Raw genomic sequence first — 21,039 nt, forward strand, 5'->3', positions numbered from 1 at the left:
ACGGAGGTGTCCGCATTGGATGATCTAGGACGGGGAGCGACTTCGGTGGCGACAACCCCTCAGGGCCTGCATGTCGGCCAGACAGTCAGGGTGGATGGGCTGTCCGAACTACCCGAAGGTAAACCGGACTATGCTGCCTCTATGGCAGAGTCCAGTGCGGGAATGTTTGCCACGACACTTCGGAGTCGCAGGGCGCGTCAAAAAAGCGCACTGCCTCCCCTGCGATGGCTCCCACGTTTCGTTCTGGGGCGCAACGGAACAGACAAGGTCATCGGCGCGCAGGTGGATATGAGTCAGCTCTGGCTCTCGGTTCCCCGTCGAACCCTGCGCAAGAGCCGACGCAAGAGTCTGGGACAGCAACAGCGGGAATTTGATTCCGATCTCCTGGGAAACGCGTGTTCACAGGCCGCGACATGGCCGGAGGCGATGCGGCTGATGGTTTCTCTGGAGGATGATCAGGCGCCTGACGGAGACTTTAACGGTCGACTGAATACAGTTCTTCAGAACAGTGGTTTCCCTGTCAGTCGTCTGGATCTGGTTTTTCAGGAAAGTGGCCTGGCCCAGGACGACAAGGAGACGTGTTACACGCTCTCAGCCCTGCGCGATCAGGGATGCCAGATTTTCCTTGGCGGCTTTGGAAGCGCCCCCTCCAGCCTGAGTCTTCTGCGTGAGCGGGCCGTCGGAGGATTACTGGACGGCGTGCAGTTTGATACGTCTTTGCTGGCGCCTTCGGACATGACTTGGCGGCAGTCGGGAGAGGCTCCCCTTCTGGACGAGGGTGCAGTGCTTTTTTATCGGGCTGCTCTGGAAGCCGTCAAAGCACTGGGGCTCAAGGTTCGGGGTATTGGTCTGGATTTTCCGGATCTTCTTGCGTTTGCACAGAAGGTTGGATGTGTCGAAGCATCCGGGACGGTTTTGGCCGCCCCGGAAACGACGGCCCAGATCAGTGAGCGGTTTGAAGAAAACGCCGGACGACCGCGTCGTCGTCGTATGGCACGAACGGCTGAGGGTCTCTGACGAGACCTCCGCCGTTCGGAAATCTGGAAGTCGTGTTCAGTTGATCTTACATTGATAACTGAAGAGACGTTCCGGATTTTCCCGAAGCATGGAGGCCAGCATTGGAAGCACTTCGGTTAAAGCTGTTTCCACAGCTTCCGGCGACTGACCGGTCTGATCGCAAATATGGTTTATCCTCTTTTCCCCCATGAGATCCTCGACCTGCTCTGGTGAAAGCGGGGTTGAGGGGAGAACGCGGATTTCACTAACCGTTGTCGCGAACTGACAGTCATCTTTCATCATCTTGATGGTGACTTCAGTCAGTCCCGAGCGATCGGTGCTGGCTCCACTCAGCCAGTCCCCAAAACGGGTGAAAACCGACGTTGAGGCCTGGGCTTCGGTTTGGCCCTTGCCGGACTTCTGTGTGTATGTGCTCTGGATGGTCATTGTCAGGCTCCTTCTGTCAGAAGAAAACGGGCCTTTTCCGGGCTGGTGGCCCTGTCTTCCTAACGTCTGGCTCCTGATCAGGATGCGAGGAGGAAGAAACACCTTTCTGTGTTGTTTGTCACAGAATTTCCTCCTCTTGTCACAAAACCTTACCCTCCGTCGTGTCAGCGCAAGGCTGCGCTTTCCACGAGGACGATTTCCGCATCTTCCCGCGCGGTGATCGTGATGCTTTCTACATCATGAAGGGCCGCACCGTCCCGGTGCCCAACGATCCGCCCTTCGATTTCCACGCTGCCTGTAGCGGGAACAAGATAGGTAAACATGGCGCGGTCCGTCTGGACGGTCAGGGTTTCTCCGGCCTTGAGTGTCGCACCGGAGACCCGGCCACGGGTGCGGATGGGAAGGGCGTTGTCTTCCGGAAAGCCCGAAGCGAGTGGGACGAGGCGCCCGTTGCGCTCATGACGTGGAAACGGTCGGGTACCCCAGGACGGTTTTCCGCCCGTCTCATCGGGGATCAGCCAGATCTGGAAGAGCGTCGTGGCGTCGTCTTCGCGGTTGAATTCGGAATGCGTAATTCCGCTACCGGCTGACATGACCTGCACATCGCCCGCTTCGGTTCGACCACGATTGCCGAGGCTGTCTTCATGCGTGATAGCACCCGTACGGACATAGGTGATGATTTCCATGTCGCGATGTGGATGGGCGCCGAAGCCGTTATGGGGCGCGATACGATCGTCGTTCCACACGCGCAGCCGCCCCCAGTGCATCCGGTTACGGTCCTGATAGTCCGAAAAGGAAAAATGATAATGCGCGTCGAGCCACCCGTGATCGGCATGACCGAGAGTAGCAAAAGGTCTGATATCCAGCATGGCTGCATGCTCCTGAGTGATGTCTTGTGAAAGATAATGGGATGGGGCGTGCGTGAAGAAAATGGAAAGTATGGAAATACAAGGTTTCCAGAAAAGAGCTGGAAAATCAGTCTCACCATGCAGGTCGGATGGTTTGTAGTATTGAGAAATAAAACAGCTGCTATGTGGTCTTATCTGGCGGGAGAGCTTGGCGAGACCGTGTCACAGGATTACAGTGCCGGGCAGGAGAAAAACGCGATGAACTATGATGCGATGTTTCAGTCCGCTCTCGACGGTCTGCATGCGGATGGCAGCTACCGGTACTTTGCGGATCTGGAGCGCCGGGCGGGTCATTTTCCCAAAGCTTTCCATCATGGCCTGGGCCGTGATGTGACGGTCTGGTGTTCGAACGACTATCTCGGCATGGGGCAGCACCCAGAGGTCCTGACGGCCATGCACGCTGCACTGGACGAAACGGGTGCTGGCGCTGGTGGAACCCGTAATATTTCGGGCACCAACCACTATCATGTGGAGCTGGAAAAAGAGCTCGCTTCCTTGCATGGCAAGGAAAGCGCGCTGCTTTTTAACTCCGGTTACCTGTCGAACTGGGTGACGCTCGGGACCATTGCAGGACGCCTTCGCAACTGTGTTGTGCTGTCCGATGAACTCAATCATGCGTCCATGATCGAGGGTATCCGTCACTCGCGGGCCGAGAAGCAGATCTTCCGTCACAACGATGTCGCGGATCTGGAACGTCGTCTGAAAGAATTGCCTGCGGACGTTCCCAAGATCATCGCGTTCGAGTCCGTCTATTCGATGGACGGTGATATTGCCCCGATCGAGGCGTTCTGCGATCTGGCCGATAAATATGGCGCCATGACCTATCTCGATGAGGTCCATGCGGTTGGCATGTATGGCGATCATGGCGCGGGCGTGGCCGAGAAGCTTGGTCTGTCCCATCGTCTGACGGTGATCGAGGGAACGCTGGGCAAGGGATATGGTGTTGTGGGTGGCTATATTGCTGCCTCTGCCGCGCTTTGTGACTTTGTTCGCTCGTTCGGGTCAGGCTTCATTTTCTCCACGGCTCTTCCGCCGATGATCGCGGCTGGTGCGCTGGCTAGTGTGCGGTATCTGCGTAACAGCAGTGCCGAGCGTGACGGTCAGCAGCGGGCCGTGGCCTATCTGCGTCAGGCATTGGACAAGGCTGGTCTCCCGCATGTCATGAATCCGAGCCATATCGTGCCGGTCATGGTGGGGGAGGCCGAACTGTGCCGCAGCCTCTCGGATGAACTGCTGAACCGTTTCGGGAATTATATCCAGCCCATCAACTTCCCGACCGTTCCGCGCGGAACGGAGCGTCTGCGGATCACGCCGACGCCACTTCATACGAACGAGATGATTGACGAACTGGTCGAGGCGCTTGCCACGTTGTGGGAAGAACGCCAGCTCAAGACGTCAAAGTCCGCGGCAGCCTGAAGGGTGTGAGGGCGGATTTTTCCGCCCTTTCTCTCAGGCCACAAAAAAAGGCAGCCTTTGAAAAAGGGCTGCCTTTTTTTGTTTTCGTTGAGGCGTCGGGAGATCAGGCGGCGACGGCTGCCTGATCCCCCTGTGACAGAATATGGAGGCTCAGAATCCCCCCGGATGTTCTGAGCGCCCCGCCGAGGTCCAGTCGCGCATTGCCTGTCGTCCAGCGGGCGTGACTGGCTTCGACGCCCCACCAGCCGTCAGCGTATGGGTCTGACAGATGGCTGGACAGATGCCGGGTCTGTTCATCGCTCCACACTGTCACGTCGCCAATCAGAAGGCCCAGCATCCGGCGGTCATCCACGAACGGTCCGATCCGGTCAGACGGCCGGGCGGTCGGGCTCAGAATGCGGACGCTCTGACAGCCTTCGGGTAGCATGAAAACAAACTGTTCGCCGTTGGTGCGGATGGGATACAGGACTGTTCCGTCTTCCAGCACGAGACGGGTTCTATCCGCGCTGTCTGTCGATGAGAGTGTCTGGGGAGCCGTGTAACCAAGAGCCTGCGCGCGGAGTGCGATTGCTGCGAAGATCGGTTCGACATGGGCGCGATCCGTGACCAATGGTGCGGCAGCATCCTTTTCCCAGCTTAGAGCATGCAGGCGCTCGATCTGAGATCCGTGCATGAGGGCATCCGGGCGATGGCCGACATCCATGAAGCTTTCTGACAACGCGCCGTTTGCGGTCAGAATGGCATGTTGCTCGGTTTCGATATGATAATAGTCGTATTCGGTAATGGAATGGTCGTAGGCGATGGTCATTCCGTTGACGAGCATTCGCACGGGAATGAAGGTGCTTTCAAGCATCATGCAGTGCTCTGGCGTGACCAGAAGATCCCGGTTGGGAATGCCGTCTGCCAGAGCCCCTGCACGGATGCGAACAGGCACGGCGTCCATATCTGGCAGTCCGCTAGTGCCGACTGTCGTATGGGCGTGGCCGACGCGCAGGATTGTCCGGCTGTGGCGTTCACCGTTTTCGCAGATCGTCACCTGATCCCCGGCCTTCAGGGTTTCAATGGCGCGCTCGCCGTCGGGGGTGAGGATCATGGATCCGGCCAGATAGCAGATCTGCCCGTTATATCCGATTGCTCCGCCGATAACACTCCAGCTTCCATTGGCATTCTGTACGATCGTCGGGGTGCCGGGGGTGGAGTTGGGTCCGAAGGAGACGTTCGAGAGCGTGATGCCGTTATTATAGTTGTCGAAGGCAATTTTCAGCGTGTAGGTGCCGTTGCTGTTGGCAACGAAGGTCGCGCTGATAGGGGGCGATCCACCGTGACCGATGGTGATGACGGAAGTGGCATCATACCCCGTGATCGGGGTGGAGACCGTCTGGTTGTAGTCGGCCAGAATGAGCTGGTTTGGAGCGTCATCCACGGCATCACGGCCAAACACGATTCTTCCACCGGCGGTGGCGTTGTTGACATACAGAGACGCGCCATTCTGAAGAACCGTCGTCAGGGACGAACCCATCTGAAACTGGGCATTCGTGCTGCCCAGCGTCGTGTGATCCAGAATCAGGGTGCCTGAGCCGCCGACGCTGTTGCTGTTGATCGAAATGGACGGGTTGCCCGAGATCTGAAGGGTGCCGTTGATGGTCGGGTTGCTGCCGAGATTGACGGTACTGGGCGTGTTGACAAGCATCGTTCCGCCCTGCGCGACGGTCAGGCTGTTGGCATAGAATGCCGTAGCGCTGGGCGTGGCAGACGTCGCGGTGATGTTCAGGGTGGCGTTGGTGCCAACCTTCAGAGTGGTGATCTGTGTGGCGTTGGCCTGCGCAACGTTGATCGTTACCGCGCTTCCGTCCTGCTTTCCGGCCAGAACATCCACCCATCCCTTGTTCGGGGGGGCCGTGCCTTCGCTCCAGTTTGTGGCTGCGAACCAGTCGCCGGTTGCGCCGCCAACCCAGTAATTTGTCATCTCATTGCATCCTGATGGCGTCAGGAGCGAGAGGAAAGAGTTCCACACCTGACCTGTTGAGCATTTTTCAGAAAAAGAGTTAATTATTGGATGACACAGGTTCAAGATCACGCATATTTCAAAAATAAAAATATTGATGACAAAACATCGCGGAAATATTTCCTCTGAAATACGTTCTAACATCGAAATTAGTGGTTTTTTCGTAAAAGCGCCCTGAACGGCCTTGGGAAAAGAGCGGTAACGGCTTGCCTGACAGTGGGCTTCCGCTCATCATGTCGTGATGACGCCACAGGAAAAATCAGTTCCGTTCCGTAAGAATCGAAAAGTAACAAAGCTCTCGCGGCGTCTGGGTGTTGCGGGTGCAAGCTGTGTGCTTGATGTCATGATCAATGACCGTCCGGCGCTGGTTCGGGACAGCGCGGCGTTTATTGTGCTGCTGGAGAAAATCTGGAAAGCGCGGGACGTCGAGGCCGGGCTGGTGTGGGCGGAAATCGAGGAGCGCATCCGTCTGGCGGACGAGTTGCGCGTTGGTGGCATACGTCCCTACAAGGGGGGCCGTTTTCGTTCGACGAAGCTGCCGTGACATGCCGCCTCTGCCAGACCTTTCCCATATCACGCTCGCGGATCTGACCCGTCTCGACATTGTCGCTTTGTGCATCATGGGGCTTTCGGCCCTGTGGGGGCTGACGCGCGGCTTTGCTACAGAACTGGCCGGACTGCTGGCATGGGTAGGAGCAATCGTCCTGACCTATCGGTTTCATGGGCTGCTTGAACCTTATCTGACGCCCTATCTGCATCAGGCCGCGCTGGCGGGCAGTGTGAGTACGGCGATTCTGTTTGTTGTCGTGCTCCTGTTTTTTACCATGATCGGTGCCAAGGTCGGGGCTGCGGCGCGGGGTGTTCTGTTCGGGGGCGTGGACCGCATTCTGGGCACGGTGTTCGGTGTGGCGCGGGGTTATGTGGCCCTGATTGTCCTTTATCTGCTGGCAGGCTCTTTTTTTGGCTCGTGGATGTCCTATGTGATGCAGGGAAGCCTCATCGGTCCTTACATTGCCGCTGGGGCAACCCATCTGACAGGTTATCTGCCTCATTTCCTGCAACCGCATCTTGCGTCTGAGGTCACAAGCGGCCATGAGGCGTCCTTGTGAAACCAGTCCGGAAAGGCCGCGCCGCATGACCCAGTCCGACAGTCTCAACCGCCCGTATGAAGAATGCGGGGTTTTTGGCGTCTGGGGTGTGCCTGATGCATCGGCCCTGACAGCCTTGGGCCTGCACGCCCTCCAGCATCGTGGACAGGAAGCGGCGGGCATCGTCAGTTTCGATGGCGAACGATTCCACCAGCATAAAGGTCTGGGTCTGGTGGGCGATGTGTTCGGAGACAGCCGCGTTATGGCGACGCTGCCCGGCACGGTTGCCATTGGCCATAACCGCTACGCCACGACAGGCGGCACGCATGTCCGCAATGTTCAGCCGCTTTATGCCGATTACGAATTCGGCGGTCTGGCGGTCGCGCATAACGGCAATCTGACGAATTCCGCGACGCTCAAGCAGGCGCTGGTCAAGCGGGGATGTATTTTCCATTCCTCGACGGATACGGAAGTTTTCATCCATCTGATCGCCATTTCGCTCTATACGACCGTGCTCGACCGCTTCATTGATGCCGTCAAACAGGTCAAGGGCGCGTATTCGCTGATTACGCTGACCCCGGATGATGGTCTAATCGGAATGCGCGATCCGCTTGGCGTGCGTCCGCTCGTTCTCGGCCGGATGCCGGGTCATGAGCAGGGGAATGGCGGCTGGGTTCTGGCCAGCGAGACCTGTGCGCTGGACATCATCGGGGCGGATTATGTCCGCGATATCGAACCGGGCGAGATCGTTGTCATCAACAATGACGGTCTGCGCTCGCTGCGTCCTTTCGGGGATCAGGGCGGCCGGTTCTGTGTGTTCGAATATATTTACTTCGCGCGGCCTGATTCCGTGCTTGAAGGCCAGCCGGTCTATGAAGCGCGTCGCCAGATCGGTTGCGAACTGGCCCGTGAAAGCGCGATTGAGGCGGATGTTGTGGTGCCGGTGCCAGATTCAGGCGTGCCGTCCGCGATCGGCTATGCGGCGGAAAGTGGTATTCCGTTCGAACTAGGGATCATCCGCAACCATTATGTGGGCCGGACCTTCATTGAGCCGACGGATCAGATCCGTAACCTTGGTGTGAAGATGAAGCACTCAGCCAATCGGCCGGTACTTGCGGGCAAGCGCGTCATTCTTGTGGATGACTCGATCGTCCGTGGCACGACGTCGCGCAAGATTGTGGACATGGTTCGGGCTGCTGGTGCGACGGAAGTGCATATGCGCATCACGTCTCCGCCGACCAAACATGCCTGCTTCTACGGCATTGATACGCCTGAAGAGAGCAAGTTGATGGCCGCGACCCATACGCTTGAGGAGATGGCGAGAGCCATTGGTGTGGACAGTCTGGCGTTTGTCAGTTTCGACGGGCTTTACCGGGCGCTGGGCCATGCGAACCGTGCCGAGGGTGCGCGCCGTTATTGCGATGCCTGTTTTACCGGGGATTATCCGATCCAGCTGGTGGACAAGGAAGGTAATCTCGTCGCGTAACTCTCCTCCTGCGGCAGTAATAAAAAAGGCGCCGGACCAGTGGTCAGGCGCCTTTTTGTTTGTTGGGTGTTCAGGGATATGGATAGGGCGTCTGCGAGGCGGCCTGCGGAGGGGTGGGCACTTCCGTGGGGAGCAGGGAATCCAGAGGCAGTGTCATGACGGCTTCCAGACCCGGGTTCAGTGTTGTGTAGGTCAGTGTGCCGGAAAGGCTGCTGACGACGGCGTTCATCATGCGCGTCCCGAAGCCTGTTCCCTTGAGTTGGGGGGTGCATTCGCCCTGATCCGAAACCGTCAGGACCAGCCGGGAGCCGGTCTGGGTCAGTCCGACATAGAGCGGCCCGGCATGGCCGTCATAGGCGTATTTGCTGGTATTGATGATCAGTTCGGTCAGGACCAGGCCGATATTGATGGCACGGTCTGCAGCAATCAGGATTGGAAAGAGGGAGAGATGCATCTGGTCGTGCCAGCCCTCACCCAGTGACGTGCACAATTCTTCCATCAGCTCTTCGATATAGCGGCCCAGATCCACGACGCCGACATGCTCGTCACGATACAGGCGACGATGTACGAGGCCGATGGCGGCAATCCGGTGCTGCGCTTCCTTCAGAGCTGTTGTGGTGTCTTCATTTGACGCGCTTCGGGCCTGAAGTTTGAGGAAGGATGCGACCATCTGAAGCGAGTTCTGGACGCGGTGATTGACCTCGCGGATCAGGAAGTCTTTCTGGCGCAGCAGGTCTTCGCGTTCTTCCAGAGTGGCGGCAAGGGTCGCGTTGAGTTCGCGGAGCTGCTGCGTCTGGTCGTCCGCGATCAGGAGGCGGCGGATGCGACGGGCTGCCTGTTTCTGTTCGCTGGTCCAGCGGGTACTGTGCCCGCGGATGGTCTGCTCCCATGTTCGAAAGGACGTGCGGGGGCGCAGAATGCCGTCGCTGCCCGTATCGTCCTTGTGTGGATGACCGGCCCATTCGATGGTCTGGATGATTTCGACCCGACTCCATACGATACAGATAGGGGTGCGAAGAGGGAGTGTGATAGCCAGAAGACCGGCGCAGCGTTCAGGCCACTCGGTGGCAGGGGGGTAGTCCCTTCCCAGCATGGCAGTGCTGAAAATTCCGCCAATGCTGCCCGCTCTCAACCAGTCATGCAGCTTGTGCAGGCTATCCGTATCGGGGAGCACACCGGTTGCACTGATGGTCTCGGAACTGATGACGGCAAACCCGTTGCAGGGAAAAAGGGCCTGTAATTCGTTGATGCAGTTGCGAAGGTTGTTTTCAAGCGGACGGCGCACGTCAAAATGGGACGTGACGGCTTCCATCGCGTTGCGCAGGCGCAGACGCTCCTGATAGGTCACCAGCTCTTCTTTGTTTCGCAACTGGCGGGACATGACGCCTGCCAGTGTGCGACACGCCGCGCGAATATCCTCGGGCAGGCGCCTTGGAGAAGAGTTGTGGCAGGCGATCAGTCCCCAAAGCACACCATCGACGACTAGCGAGACGGAGGCCGAGGCCCGCACACCCATATTGGCCATGTATTGAAGGTGGATCGGCGAGACGCTGCGGAGTTGCACGTCGCTGAGATTGATCCCTGCAAGCCCGGCTTCGGGCGGGCGAATGGGGGCGGCTTCGTAAGTGATGTCCGGGATGACGCGGATGCGGTTGCGGACATAGAGAGTCCGGGCTTGCGCAGGAATGTCGCTGGCCGGGAAGTGGTGGTTCATCAGGGAGGGGAAGGCGTTGTTGCGGCTTTCGCCTACGACGCGGCCTGTGCCGTCTTCCATGAAACGATAGATCAGGACGCGGTCAAAGCCGGTCAGTCGCTGAAAGATTGTCGCACCGTGACGACAGACGGACGCGATATCGGGGCAGCGTTCGAAACGGTCTGCCGTTCTGTCGATCTCGCCGAAAATATCCCAGGTGAGCAGATTGTGGGATTCGATGGGTTCGAGTTCGATGAGAAGATGTGTGTTCTGGGTATGGCGTACGACGCTGAAGGTCTCGCCTGCGAGCCCTGGGATACGAAGATCGGACAGGGATGCGCGTTTTTCGTCCTGAAAACGTTCGGGCGGGACGTTCAGGACGCTCGCAAGATCACGCCCCAGCCAGTCTGTGGTCAGACGGCCTTCGATGTCTCCTGCTCCACCGAGAATGGTCCGGGTTGCGCTATCGGCGATCAGCAGGAGGCCGTGCGGCTGAATGGCGTCCGGGCGATGGATGGGTTCGCGGTCACAGGATGTCGTGACCGCATGTTCCAGCGAATAACCCGGTTCCGAGCCCGCAGGACGCTGGATCGTCAAACGGTGGTCCGCCTGAAGGACAGAGAGAGTATTTTGCAGGCAGTCTGACATGCAGCGGACATAAAGGTCTCTCTATTGGCGGCCACTGTGTTCCGCGCGAAAGGTCCGGTCAGGTGAGGCCCGGAACTCATCATATTCATTATCCGTTCCTCACCACCTGCTGTCAATTTATGACTTTTTATTTCAGGGCTGGCGGCTGTCTGCCTGCATCCAGGACGCGACGTCTGCCGAAAGGGCATGACGGCTGGCCGGGCGGGTATAGAGCATATGGCCGCCCTGATAGAGATGCAGCGACACGCGATCTGCGCCGACGGTCAGGTGATCTTTCATCCAGCGCGCGGTCGCGAACGGGCAGGCCACGTCATAATAGCCGTTCGCCACAAAAACGCGCAGTCCCGGGTCGAGCGCCAGAAGGCGGTTCAGAACCGGGATCTGATGGATGGGCGACGGGCCGCCCGCGCTCCACTTCCAGCTTCCATTCACCTTGAAGGAGAGCAGGTCGTAGGTCAGGGGTGTCTTGAAGCCGAGGTCGTTTGCGGCATAGCCCGAGAAGGCATTGCCATAGGCGCGGCCAAAGCCGAACAGAGTCGGATCGGGGCTTTCGTCCAGACCGTCAGCCGAGGGGTCGGCGATGGACTGCGTGAAATCGTACAGTCCGTACAGGCGACCGTCGCGGGACATGATGTCATGCGAGCCGATGGCGGGAATGCCGTGCTGACGGGCAATCACGTCCTGCGGCAGGCCGGTGCGCTGGGCAATCTCGGCATAAAGCGCCTGACCTTCGCTTCCGGAGGGCAGCTTTCCGGCGATTTTCGGCAGATAGGTGTTCAGGGACCACTGATAGGCTTCGTCTGCCGTCTTTTCCGTCACGTTCGGGCTCTGATGCGCGGCGATCAGGCTTGGCATCATGAGAGCGGCGGAGAGCGGATTGTCGTCCGAATCGAGCAGAGGCATCTCGATGGCCGGGGAGATCATGACGATGCCGTTGAGCAGGATGCCCTGTTCCATCTGGAGCGCATTGGCGACCTGAATGGAGCGGATGCCACCATAGCTTTCGCCCACGAGATAATGCGGCGAGGCTTCACGGCCATTCGCTGCCGTCCACAGGCCAATGGCCTTGGCGAAAGTGCTGGCATCCTGTTTGACGCCGTAGAACTGGTCTCCGGCCTTGGCCGTATCGGTGGGGCGGGAATAGCCCGTGCCCACGGCGTCGATGAAGACCATGTCGGTGACGGGGAGCCAGCTGTCGGGGTTGTCCGCAAGCTGGGCATGGGTGCCGTCCGTCGGGTCTTTGGCGGGCATGGTCAGGGCCTTGGGGCCAGCCGCGCCGAGGTTCAGATAGGCCGTGGCCGCACCGGGTCCGCCATTGAAGAAATACGAGATAGGACGGGTGCCAGCCGGGACGCCGTCCTTCGTGTAGGACACGTAGAACATGCGGGCTGTGGGTTTCCCGTCAGGGCCGCGCAGGACGAGCGTTCCGGCATGGGCAGTGTAGGCGATGCCGTTCAGATGATGCTGGGTGACGGAATCTGCCGGGAGCAGGGCGGGTTCGCCCGTGAAAGCGTCGGTTGTCTTGCCAGCTTCGACCTTGGTGTCGGGCTTGGGGGCATCGGCCGCCGCAGCCGTACAGACGGGGGTGAGGAGCGTTAAAGCGAGCAGGGCTGCACGGCGGGTCATCATCTGACGGGCATCTCCGGGAAAAAAGCAGAAGAGTCCGCCCTATCAGTCCTGAGCTGTAACGACCATCGCTTCCGCATGAAGTTTTCGTCATGCGGAAGCGGTCTGACGCGGGTGTTCGGTCAGGCTTTGGGGGCTGTGATGTTCGGACGCAGCATGAGGCGCGGGTCGGCGACGCGGTCATACTCTTCGGATGTCATGAAGCCCAGTTCCAGCGCGGCGTCACGCGGGCTCAGATCCTTTTCCATTGCGTGATGCGCGACCTGTGCGGCGCGGTCGTAGCCGATGGCCGGGGAGAGGGCGGTGACGAGAACCAGCGAACGCTCCAGATCCTGCTTCAGCTTCTCCGTATTGGCTTTCGTGCCTTCGACGAGGAAGCGGCGGAAGTTTTCCGACCCATCATGCAGAAGGGTGATGCCCTGCATGATGTTGTGGATCATGAGCGGCTTGTAGACATTCATGTCCAGCATGCCCGCAGCCCCGCCGAGGCCGACCGCAACATCGTTGCTCATGACCTGAAGGGCGAGCATGGCCAGCGCCTCGGCCTGCGTCGGGTTGATCTTGCCCGGCATGATCGACGATCCCGGCTCGTTCTCCGGCAGGTGCAGTTCGCCCAGACCCGCGCGCGGGCCGCAGGCGAGCAGGCGAATGTCGTTGGCGATCTTGAACAGACTGCCCGCCGTCGTGCGCAGCGCGCCTGACAGATGCACCAGCGCATCATGCGCGCCCTGAAGCGCGAACTTGTTTTCGCCCGCCGTGAAGCCGAGGTCCGTCAGACGGGCGATTTCCGCGCAGGCGCGGTGGTCGAAGCCTTCATCCGTGCTGACACCGGTGCCGAGGGCCGTGCCACCGAGGGCGAGGGCGAACAGACCGTCGCGGGCCTGTTCGAGGCGGGCGATGTTGTCCGTCAGCATTCCCGCATAGCCGTGCCATTCCTGACCCAACGTGATGGGGACGGCATCCTGAAGATGCGTGCGGCCGACCTTGACCAGATCGCGCCATTCTTCGGCCTTGGCGGCCATGGCGTCACGCAGGCGCGTCAGGGCCGGGATCAGGCGACGATGCGTGCCGAGAACGGCTGCGATGTGCATGGCAGTCGGGAAGTTGCAGTTGGTGGACTGCGACATGTTGACGTGATCGTTCGGATGCAGAGGCGTTTTGCTGCCGAGCGGGTTGCCTGTGATCTGGCAGCCGCGGTTCGCGATCACTTCATTGACGTTCATGTTGAACTGCGTGCCCGAGCCCGTCATCCAGACATGGAGCGGGAACATCCGGTCATGCTCACCCTTGATGATCTCGTCACAAACGGTCTGGATCAGATCCGCCCGCTCCTGAGACAGACGGCCGCTGGCGGCATTGGCCGTCGCGCAGGCCCGCTTCATGATCGCATAGGCTTCGATCATTTCATGCGGCATCAGTTCGCGGCCGATGCTGAAATATTTCAGGGAGCGCTGGGTCTGCGCGCCCCACAGCACATCGTCAGCGACGTCGATCGGGCCCATGCCATCGGTTTCGGTACGGCTCATTGTCTGTTTTCGGCTTTCCTGCGGGTGATCGGGCTCATTTCACGGGGGAAATTATCGCACAATCGCCGCAGGACAAAGGAACCGAGCCATAGAAAATCCGGATGTCGTCACAGCAAGAAAACGGCTTCAGGATTCCACGATCTGGGCCACCGGGTGACGGCCATAGGTATTTGTCAGAATTACACCCGCCATGACGACCGCACCGCCGATCAGGGTTCGCAGGGATGGGACTTCGCCGGTGAGGAAATAGGCCAGAACCATCGTCACGGGCGGCAGCAGGTAAAGCAGGGCCGCACCGCGTGAAGCGCCGAGATGGCCGATGACGAAACCCCAGGCGGCATAACCGAACGCTGCCGGGAAAATGCCAAGTTCCAGCACAGCCGCCTGTCCCTGCCATGAGGCATGGGAGAAGCTCGTAAGGCCTTGAGGCAGCCAGGGGGTCAGGAAAATCGCACCCGAAATCAGGACATAGGCGATTGTCGGCAGGGCACCGTAGCGGCGGATCAAGCCTTTCTGGAGGATCGTGTAGAACGCCGCGCAGACGGCCGCGCCGAACACCAGCGTGGCGCCGGAGCCAAAGGAGAGACCGCCGCTTTGCCCCTTGGCGATCATGGCGACGCCGCTGAAGCTCAGAATCGATCCGGCCCAGCCCCAACGGGACATACGCTCGCCGAGGAACACCATAGCGAGAAGCCCCGCCATCAGCGGTGCGGCGCTGATGAGAAGGCTGGCCGCTCCGGACGAGACGGTCATTTCTCCGCAGTTGAACAGGATATTGTAGAGCATGATCCCGATCATGCCGCAGGCAAGAATTTGCGGAATATCGGCGGTCAGCGGGCGTGTGGGGCGTTTCCACCAAAGCCAGAGAGCCGCCATGACGGCCGCGACGGCATAACGCAATGCCGCCAGCGGCACGGGTGCAAAATCATGCAGGGCAATTCGGACGACGGGATAGGCGCTCGCCCAGGAGAGGATGGCCACGGCGACGAAAAAGGGCAGGGAACGTCCGGAAGATTGGGTCATTCCTGTTTATTAGCAGGAATGTTTCGAGAGCGGGAAGAGTTGCAAAAGTGGGATAAGCGCGTCGCCCATCCCAACACGTTATTGCAGCCAGCGATCCCCACTGAAACGGTTGTGGGAAAAGAGAAAACCGGCCACCAGACCGATGGCGGCGAACATGATGGTCCACAGCGAGATCGGCAGAATCAGGGTGGAAACCGCCGAGAGCAGGACCATTCCGGCAAAGGCGCAGACGGCGGATTCAAGAAGTCGCGGGCCGTAATGACGTTCAGCACCGCAATGTGGGCATTTCTCCGATGTCGGGCGCATGGGTTTGCGACAGACGGGGCACAGCGCGATGGCGTTGGCTTCGGGTTTTCTCACTGACCGTTATTCTCCTGATGTTCGCCAACCGCAATACGGGCTTCTACGGCCATACGCCAGGGCGCATCGGCCGGTGCCGCTGCCAGGGCGCGGCGATAGAGGTCAAGGCTTTCGCCAGAGATGTGGCTGCCGTTACGACTTTCAAGCTCGGCGAGGCGAATGGCCAGCTCGGGCTCGAAATGGGCGTCGAGAGCGGCTTTCCAGTCCCGGATCGCATCTTCCGTCAGCCCGGACTTGGCTTCGACCTGCCCCAACATGAAGTGTCCGGTCGCATAAGTCGAGGATGTCGCAGGGATCGTAGCGACTTCAGCCTGAAGTTTATGGATCATTTCCAGACCCTTCGCATCCGGCCCTGTCTGACGCTCGCTCAGCGGCTGTGGCGGGAGGGAGGGGTGGCCGTTAACGATATAGAGGGCAAATGCCAGGACCGGGATGCCGAGTCCGACCGCCAGAACGGGAAGAACCCGGCGGCGCTTGGCCGGTTCGGCCGAAAGATCCTCGACAGCGGCTTCGCCATCCGTGGCCAGCAGACGGCGCTGAACTTCAAGGCGCGCGGCCTGATATTCTTCATCATTGATGAGGGCGAGGGCGTGATCGCGTTCCAGATCCCCAAGCTGTCCGCGATAGAGCGTGAGGGCGGAGTCGCGGGCGTTGACGCGCCGACGAAGGGTTCGCAGGCCCAGAAAGGCGGGACACAGGGCCACCGCAGCGATAATCAGGATTCCCAACCAGAACAAACAGTTTACTCCCGGCCCGAAAGGGCATCCAGACGCGCGCGCTCGTCATCAGTGAGCGGCGCAGGCGTCGCGACGACGCGGCGTCTGGCCGTCCGCCATGCAATGACAAGTCCGGCCACCAGCGCGAGCGCCGGCATCAGCCAGAGCAGGGCGGTAGACCATGAAAACTGTGGGGCCAGACGGATGAATTCGCCGTAGCGTTCGGTCATCCAGTCCATGATCTGCTGATCGCTTTTGCCTGCCGCAACCTGTTCGCGGACAACCTTGCGGAGATCACGGGCGAGGGGCGCGCTGCTGTCCTCGATGCTCTCGTTCTGACAGACGAGGCAGCGCAGATGCGCGCCGATGGCTTCGGCCCGTTTTTCCTGCGCCGGGTTGGGCAGCATTTCGGCGGGATCGTCCACGGCAAGCGCTACGCCGCCGCCGATCAGTCCAACCGCGAGCAGCAAGGCCGGAAAACGTCTGGAGGCCTTCATAGTCCGGCCAGCCTCGGGCGGATTTCCGCCTCGTAGATCTGGGGGTCGAGAGCCGCGCTACCATGCCAGATGATGCGGCCTCCCGGTGCGACCAGGAAGCTTTCGGGCACACCGGTCACGCCCCAGTCGATCGCCACGCGGCCATGCCGGTCGGAAGCGACGCGGGCGTAAGGGGAGCCGTCGCGCTGGATGAAGGCGCTGGCGTTTTCGGGCTTGTCCTCATAGGCGATGCCCCAGATCGGCATATTGCGCGAAATGGCGCGCAGGCCGGGCATTTCCGCCACGCAGGGAATGCACCATGAGGCAAAGAAATTGACCAGAACCGGGCGATGCTGGGCCTTGAGTTCCGCATCGGTAAAGCCGTCGCCAAGCCCGGGGAGGCCGGGCATGGCGAAGGTCGGGATGGGTTTGCCAACATTGGGGTTCTTGATCGCGCGGGGGTCGAAGGCGCCGCTGCGCATGTCGCTCAGCATCCGCCAGAACCCGACGCCGAGGACGCCTGCGCCGATGATGGGCACGGCGGTGAGGATGCCGCGTCGTGTTACGCTCATGTCCGTTTCTCCTCAGGCGCGGGCCATGTTGCGGGCGGCGGCACGCTTGGGCACGCCGATCCGCATCCGGCGGTCGGACAGCGAGAACGCGCCGCCAATCGCCATGACCAGTCCGCCCAGCCACATCCAAGGCGCGAGCGGATTGCGGTGCAGGCGCAGGACGTAGGTCGTGTCCTTACCCGTACCGTGACGGTCACCGACTACACCGTACAGATCGGTGATGAAATTGGTGTGGATGGCGACTTCGGTCGTGGTCTGGCTCTGCGTCGTGAAGTCGCGTTTTTCAGGGTGCAGGATGGTCACGAGCTTGCCGTTGTGACGGATGGCGATGTCGGCCTGCATGGCCTTGTAGTTCGGGCCGATATAGTCATGCACGTCCAGCAGCGTCCAGTCGTCCCCGGCCAGAGAGCGCGTTTCGCCGATATGGACTTCTACGATGGCGTGCTCGGCCTGAGACATGCCGCACAGGCCGAGAATGGTGATGCCTGCGCCGATATGGGCGAGTGCCGCCCCCCAGCTTGAACGCGGCAGGTTCTTCATGCGCTCCCACACGCCTTGCGCGGACGTATGGCCAATGCCGATCCGGCGCAGCACGTCGGAAACGGACGCCGCGATGACCCAGACCGCCAGCGTACCGCAGGCGATGGGCAGGATGCCGGAAAGCTTCCAGAAGCACAGGACCAGCCCGATCGCAGCAATGCCAGCCGCGGCATAGAGATGCGAGAACGTCCGGGCGAGCTGCGCGCGCTTCCACGGCAGGGCCGTGCCGACGCCCATCGCCAGCAGGAGCGGCAGGGTCAGCGGGATCGTGGCGGCGTCAAAGAACGGCTTGCCGACGGAAATGGTGCGCCCGGCCAGAAGCTGCATGAAGGGCGGGTACATCGTGCCCGTCACGACGACGGCGCAGATCGAGCACAGCAGGATGTTGTTCAGGACCAGAGAGCCTTCACGCGAAACCGGGGAGAACAGCCCGGTCGAGGTGAGGGAGGGGGCGCGCCATGCGAACAAAGCGAGCGAGCCGCCGATGACGATGGCGAGCAGGGCCAGAATGAACACGCCGCGGGCGGGATCGTTGGCGAAGGCGTGGACCGAGTTCAGGATGCCCGAGCGGACGAGAAACGTGCCCGACAGAGAAAACGAGAACGTCGCGATGGCGAGCAGGACCGTCCAGATTTTCAGGCCTTCGCGCTTTTCTACGACGATGGCGGAATGCACGAGGGCCGTACCCGTCAGCCACGGAATGAGGGAGGCGTTTTCCACCGGGTCCCAGAACCAGTAGCCGCCCCAGCCCAGCACATAATAGGACCACCAAGAACCCAGCGCGATGCCGCAGGTCAGGAAGCACCAGGCCGCCACGGCCCATGGGCGGACCCAGCGGCCCCACGCGGCATCGACGCGGCCTTCGATCAAGGCTGCGACGGCGAAGGCGAAGGGGACGGCGAAACCGACATAACCGGTGTAGAGAATGGGCGGATGGAAAGCGAGGCCGGGGTCCTGAAGCAGCGGATTCATGCCCTGACCGTCCATTGGCGCGGGGAAGACGCGCTCAAACGGATCGGAGGTCAGGAGGCAGAACATCTGGAACCCGGCGGAAACGCCGCCGAGAATGGCCAGCACGCGTCCGCGCAGGATGTCCGGCAGGTTGCGGCCGAACAGGGACACCGCACCGCCGCAGACGGCAAGGATCAGCGTCCAGAGCAGGACGGACCCTTCATGATTTCCCCAGACGCCCGTAATTTTATACAGCAGCGGCTTGGAGACAGCGGAGTTTGCCGCGACGTTCTGGACCGAGAAATCGTCGCTGACGGCGCACATCACGAGGCACAGGAACGAATAGCCCAATGCAAGCAACTGCGAGACTGCGAGATAGGGCGCAAGTCCCACAAGGCGCGCGTCACGGCGGTTGGCGCCCCAGAGTGGGACGGCGAACTGCACGAGGGCGAGCACGCAGGCGAGGGCCAGGGCGAAATGGCCCTGTTCTGGTCCGAACATCAGGCGATCAGCCCCCTGCTTTCTTTGCGGTCATGGTGTCCCAGCTTGAGGCGTCCGGCGCTTTGCCGAAGCGTGGGTCCCATTTGCCGGTGCGTTTGAGTTCGTCCGCGACTTCCTTGGGCATGTAGGTCTCGTCATGCTTGGCGAGGACTTCGCTGGCGGTGAAGCCGCCGTCCTTCTGGACGGTGCCGAGGGCGACGACGCTCTGTCCTTCGCGGAACAGGTCGGGGAGGATACCGGTGTAATGGACTTCGACCGCGGCCTGTCCGTCCGTCACCTGAAAGGCGTTCACGGGGGTGCCGTTTTCGTTGATACGGTGCAGGCTGCCCGCCATGACCATGCCGCCGAGGCGGATGGTGCGATCGGGTGAGGGCGGATTGGCCTTCACCTGTGAGGGCGCCATGAAAAAGACGATGTTGGACGAGAACGCCCGCAGCGTCAGGGCGGCGGCGGAGCCGACACAGGCCAGACAGGCAATGACGATCCAGAGACGACGGGTCTTGCGGGTCATGAGGCTGACCTTTCACGGCGGCGGGCATGGCCTTCAACAGCGGCCAGACGGGCCTTGGATTTTCGCAGACGCAGGGCAGCACCGACGCCGAGGACGAGCGAACAGCCCAGAGTCAGGGCATAGGAGGCCGCGATATAGGGCCAGTGATTCGGGAGATGCATCATGCTGCTTGACTGTCCCTGCGGTCGAGACGCGAACGGGCCATCATCTGGCGCGCACGGCTTTCATGGATGGCGGCGCTGAGCCGGGTGAAAATGACGGCCGCAACACCGAGCGTGAAGCCGATCGTGCAGATCAGCAGCGGCCAGAGCATCATCATGGACATGGTGGGTGCGCCGGTCAGGGTGATGCTGTCGGGCTGGTGCAGGGTGTTCCACCACTGGACGCTGAACTTGATGATCGGAAGGTCAATGACGCCGGCCAGAGCGAGGATCGCGGCGGCGCGCTGGCCGCGGGCGGGTTCGTCAAAGGCGCGGATCAGGGCGATATGGCCCAGATACAGGAAGAACAGCACCAGCATGGATGTCAGGCGCGCGTCCCAGACCCACCATGTGCCCCACATCGGCTCACCCCACAGCGAGCCCGTAATCAGGCACAAAGCGGCGGCGCAGGCGCCGACGGGTCCGATTTCTATGGCGGCCAGATCGGCCAGCGGATGGCGCCAGACCAGCGAAAGCACGCCGCAGGTTGCAAGCCCGAGGTAGCAGGACGATGCCAGCCACGCCATTGGGACATGCACATACATAATGCGGACGGTGTCGCCCTGCTGCCAGTCGGCCGGGGCGATGAAGAGACCCCAGATCACACCGACCACGAGAAACACGATTGCGCCACCGGTCAGCCAGGGCAGCAGCGTGCGCGCCAGACGCAGGAACTGCCCCGGATTGGCATAGCGATGGAGCAGGTTGGGGGTAGGGCGCACTGGGACACGGACCTCGGCAGAGTGGCAACGCGGCGATGGGTTCCCCGCGACAGGTTCCCCATTGAAATAGTCCGAAGCAATCATATTCGGAAGAGGCGCGTTGTCCCATTGTTCCGATCACTGTTATCACGTTTCACGGAATTGAGCGCAAAATGCCCCAAGGGTAGCTTTTGGGGCAGCCTTTGTGGCGGGAGTGAGAGATGGCTTTCTGGCTGGTGAAATCGGAACCCGAGGCGTTCTCATGGGCGCAGCAGGTGCATAATAATGTCGAGCCGTGGACCGGCGTACGCAACTATCAGGCGCGCAACAATCTTGCGGCGATGAAAAACGGCGATCTGGCGTTTTTCTACCATTCCGTTAGCGAAAAACGGATTGTGGGTGTGGTGGAAGTCGTGCGGGAGGCCTATCCGGACCCGACTGCGGATGATCCGCGCTGGGTCTGTGTGGATGTGAAGGCGATGGGGGCTTTTGGCCGTCCCGTGAGTCTTGCCGAAATCAAGGCCGATCCGGCTCTGGCGGAGATGGCGCTGTTGAAACAGTCCAGACTGTCCGTGGCGCCGGTGACGGAGGAGGAGTTCCGACACCTGACGCAGATCGGGGACTGGGTGCGCCCCTGAAGACCGTATTT

21 protein-coding genes are annotated in these 21,039 nt (G+C 60.6%); 6 read left to right on the forward strand and 15 right to left on the reverse strand.

Going from position 1 to position 21,039, the window contains the following annotated elements; all coding sequences use genetic code 11:
- Positions 1 to 45 precede the first annotated feature (45 nt).
- Complete coding sequence (locus JK208_RS00870) at positions 46 to 1,017, forward strand: EAL domain-containing protein (RefSeq protein WP_322783032.1); 972 nt, start codon at positions 46 to 48, stop codon at positions 1,015 to 1,017.
- Between the two features lie 36 nt (positions 1,018 to 1,053).
- On the opposite strand, the gene JK208_RS00875 is transcribed toward JK208_RS00870, so the two are convergent.
- Positions 1,054 to 1,443, reverse strand: a complete 390-nt coding sequence (locus JK208_RS00875; RefSeq protein ID WP_211574001.1) for a YidB family protein — start codon at positions 1,441 to 1,443, stop codon at positions 1,054 to 1,056.
- 164 nt (positions 1,444 to 1,607) lie between these two features.
- Positions 1,608 to 2,312 carry a pirin family protein gene (locus JK208_RS00880; protein ID WP_194261866.1) on the reverse strand — a complete coding sequence of 235 codons (705 nt, stop codon included), beginning with the start codon at positions 2,310 to 2,312 and terminating at the stop codon, positions 1,608 to 1,610.
- Positions 2,313 to 2,549: 237 nt separating this feature from the next.
- On the opposite strand from JK208_RS00880, the gene hemA reads away from it, so the two are divergent.
- Entirely contained in the window at positions 2,550 to 3,767 is a 1,218-nt protein-coding gene (gene hemA / locus JK208_RS00885; RefSeq protein WP_211574313.1) for a 5-aminolevulinate synthase, read from the forward strand.
- 103 nt (positions 3,768 to 3,870) lie between these two features.
- Here the strand turns inward: hemA and JK208_RS00890 are convergent, their stop codons facing one another.
- Positions 3,871 to 5,733, reverse strand: a complete 1,863-nt coding sequence (locus JK208_RS00890) for a Hint domain-containing protein (protein WP_211574002.1) — start codon at positions 5,731 to 5,733, stop codon at positions 3,871 to 3,873.
- 370 nt (positions 5,734 to 6,103) lie between these two features.
- Between JK208_RS00890 and JK208_RS00895 the strand changes: the two genes are divergently transcribed.
- Genes JK208_RS00895 through purF form a run of 3 tightly spaced genes read left to right on the forward strand, consistent with a single transcriptional unit; the run spans position 6,104 to position 8,346 of the window.
- Positions 6,104 to 6,316: a hypothetical protein gene (locus JK208_RS00895; RefSeq protein ID WP_235993241.1), complete on the forward strand. Its 213-nt coding sequence runs from the start codon at positions 6,104 to 6,106 to the stop codon at positions 6,314 to 6,316.
- 1 nt (position 6,317) lies between these two features.
- Positions 6,318 to 6,881 carry a CvpA family protein gene (locus tag JK208_RS00900; protein ID WP_211574003.1) on the forward strand — a complete coding sequence of 188 codons (564 nt, stop codon included), beginning with the start codon at positions 6,318 to 6,320 and terminating at the stop codon, positions 6,879 to 6,881.
- 25 nt (positions 6,882 to 6,906) lie between these two features.
- A complete protein-coding gene (gene purF, locus JK208_RS00905) occupies positions 6,907 to 8,346 on the forward strand; it encodes an amidophosphoribosyltransferase (RefSeq protein WP_211574004.1) in 1,440 nt (479 codons plus the stop codon).
- A 70-nt stretch (positions 8,347 to 8,416) separates the two neighbouring features.
- On the opposite strand, the gene JK208_RS00910 is transcribed toward purF, so the two are convergent.
- From JK208_RS00910 to JK208_RS00965, 12 genes are all read right to left on the reverse strand, one after another.
- On the reverse strand, positions 8,417 to 10,636 hold the full coding sequence (locus tag JK208_RS00910; RefSeq protein ID WP_249201861.1) for a histidine kinase dimerization/phosphoacceptor domain -containing protein: 2,220 nt from the start codon (positions 10,634 to 10,636) through the stop codon (positions 8,417 to 8,419).
- Between the two features lie 183 nt (positions 10,637 to 10,819).
- Positions 10,820 to 12,316 carry a S10 family peptidase gene (locus tag JK208_RS00915; RefSeq protein WP_211574006.1) on the reverse strand — a complete coding sequence of 499 codons (1,497 nt, stop codon included), beginning with the start codon at positions 12,314 to 12,316 and terminating at the stop codon, positions 10,820 to 10,822.
- 119 nt (positions 12,317 to 12,435) lie between these two features.
- Entirely contained in the window at positions 12,436 to 13,839 is a 1,404-nt protein-coding gene (locus JK208_RS00920) for a lyase family protein (RefSeq protein WP_211574007.1), read from the reverse strand.
- Positions 13,840 to 13,965: 126 nt separating this feature from the next.
- The gene (locus JK208_RS00925; protein ID WP_211574008.1) at positions 13,966 to 14,862 is read right to left on the reverse strand and encodes a DMT family transporter; all 897 of its coding nucleotides are present in this window, start codon (positions 14,860 to 14,862) and stop codon (positions 13,966 to 13,968) included.
- Positions 14,863 to 14,940: 78 nt separating this feature from the next.
- Positions 14,941 to 15,222, reverse strand: a complete 282-nt coding sequence (locus tag JK208_RS00930; RefSeq protein WP_062108981.1) for a hypothetical protein — start codon at positions 15,220 to 15,222, stop codon at positions 14,941 to 14,943.
- A complete protein-coding gene (gene ccmI / locus JK208_RS00935) occupies positions 15,219 to 15,959 on the reverse strand; it encodes a c-type cytochrome biogenesis protein CcmI (protein WP_206033016.1) in 741 nt (246 codons plus the stop codon). Before ccmI ends, JK208_RS00930 begins: the two co-directional genes overlap by 4 nt.
- 5 nt (positions 15,960 to 15,964) lie before the next feature.
- Positions 15,965 to 16,435: a cytochrome c-type biogenesis protein gene (locus JK208_RS00940; RefSeq protein WP_194261875.1), complete on the reverse strand. Its 471-nt coding sequence runs from the start codon at positions 16,433 to 16,435 to the stop codon at positions 15,965 to 15,967.
- The gene (locus JK208_RS00945; protein ID WP_099285486.1) at positions 16,432 to 16,986 is read right to left on the reverse strand and encodes a DsbE family thiol:disulfide interchange protein; all 555 of its coding nucleotides are present in this window, start codon (positions 16,984 to 16,986) and stop codon (positions 16,432 to 16,434) included. Before JK208_RS00945 ends, JK208_RS00940 begins: the two co-directional genes overlap by 4 nt.
- A gap of 12 nt (positions 16,987 to 16,998) precedes the next feature.
- On the reverse strand, positions 16,999 to 18,978 hold the full coding sequence (locus tag JK208_RS00950; protein WP_211574009.1) for a heme lyase CcmF/NrfE family subunit: 1,980 nt from the start codon (positions 18,976 to 18,978) through the stop codon (positions 16,999 to 17,001).
- 7 nt (positions 18,979 to 18,985) lie between these two features.
- Complete coding sequence (gene ccmE / locus JK208_RS00955; protein WP_172492861.1) at positions 18,986 to 19,489, reverse strand: cytochrome c maturation protein CcmE; 504 nt, start codon at positions 19,487 to 19,489, stop codon at positions 18,986 to 18,988.
- Positions 19,486 to 19,653, reverse strand: a complete 168-nt coding sequence (locus tag JK208_RS00960) for a hypothetical protein (RefSeq protein WP_167315815.1) — start codon at positions 19,651 to 19,653, stop codon at positions 19,486 to 19,488. The genes ccmE and JK208_RS00960 overlap by 4 nt, the downstream gene beginning before the upstream one ends.
- A complete protein-coding gene (locus tag JK208_RS00965; RefSeq protein ID WP_099285589.1) occupies positions 19,650 to 20,411 on the reverse strand; it encodes a heme ABC transporter permease in 762 nt (253 codons plus the stop codon). Before JK208_RS00965 ends, JK208_RS00960 begins: the two co-directional genes overlap by 4 nt.
- Before the next feature lie 200 nt (positions 20,412 to 20,611).
- Between JK208_RS00965 and JK208_RS00970 the strand changes: the two genes are divergently transcribed.
- Positions 20,612 to 21,028, forward strand: coding sequence for an EVE domain-containing protein (locus JK208_RS00970; RefSeq protein ID WP_211574010.1), 417 nt, complete (start codon positions 20,612 to 20,614; stop codon positions 21,026 to 21,028).
- The last annotated feature ends 11 nt before the right edge of the window (positions 21,029 to 21,039 follow it).

Origin of the sequence: Gluconobacter sp. Dm-74, from assembly GCF_018256135.1 — a bacterium.
Lineage (GTDB): Bacteria > Pseudomonadota > Alphaproteobacteria > Acetobacterales > Acetobacteraceae > Gluconobacter > Gluconobacter cadivus.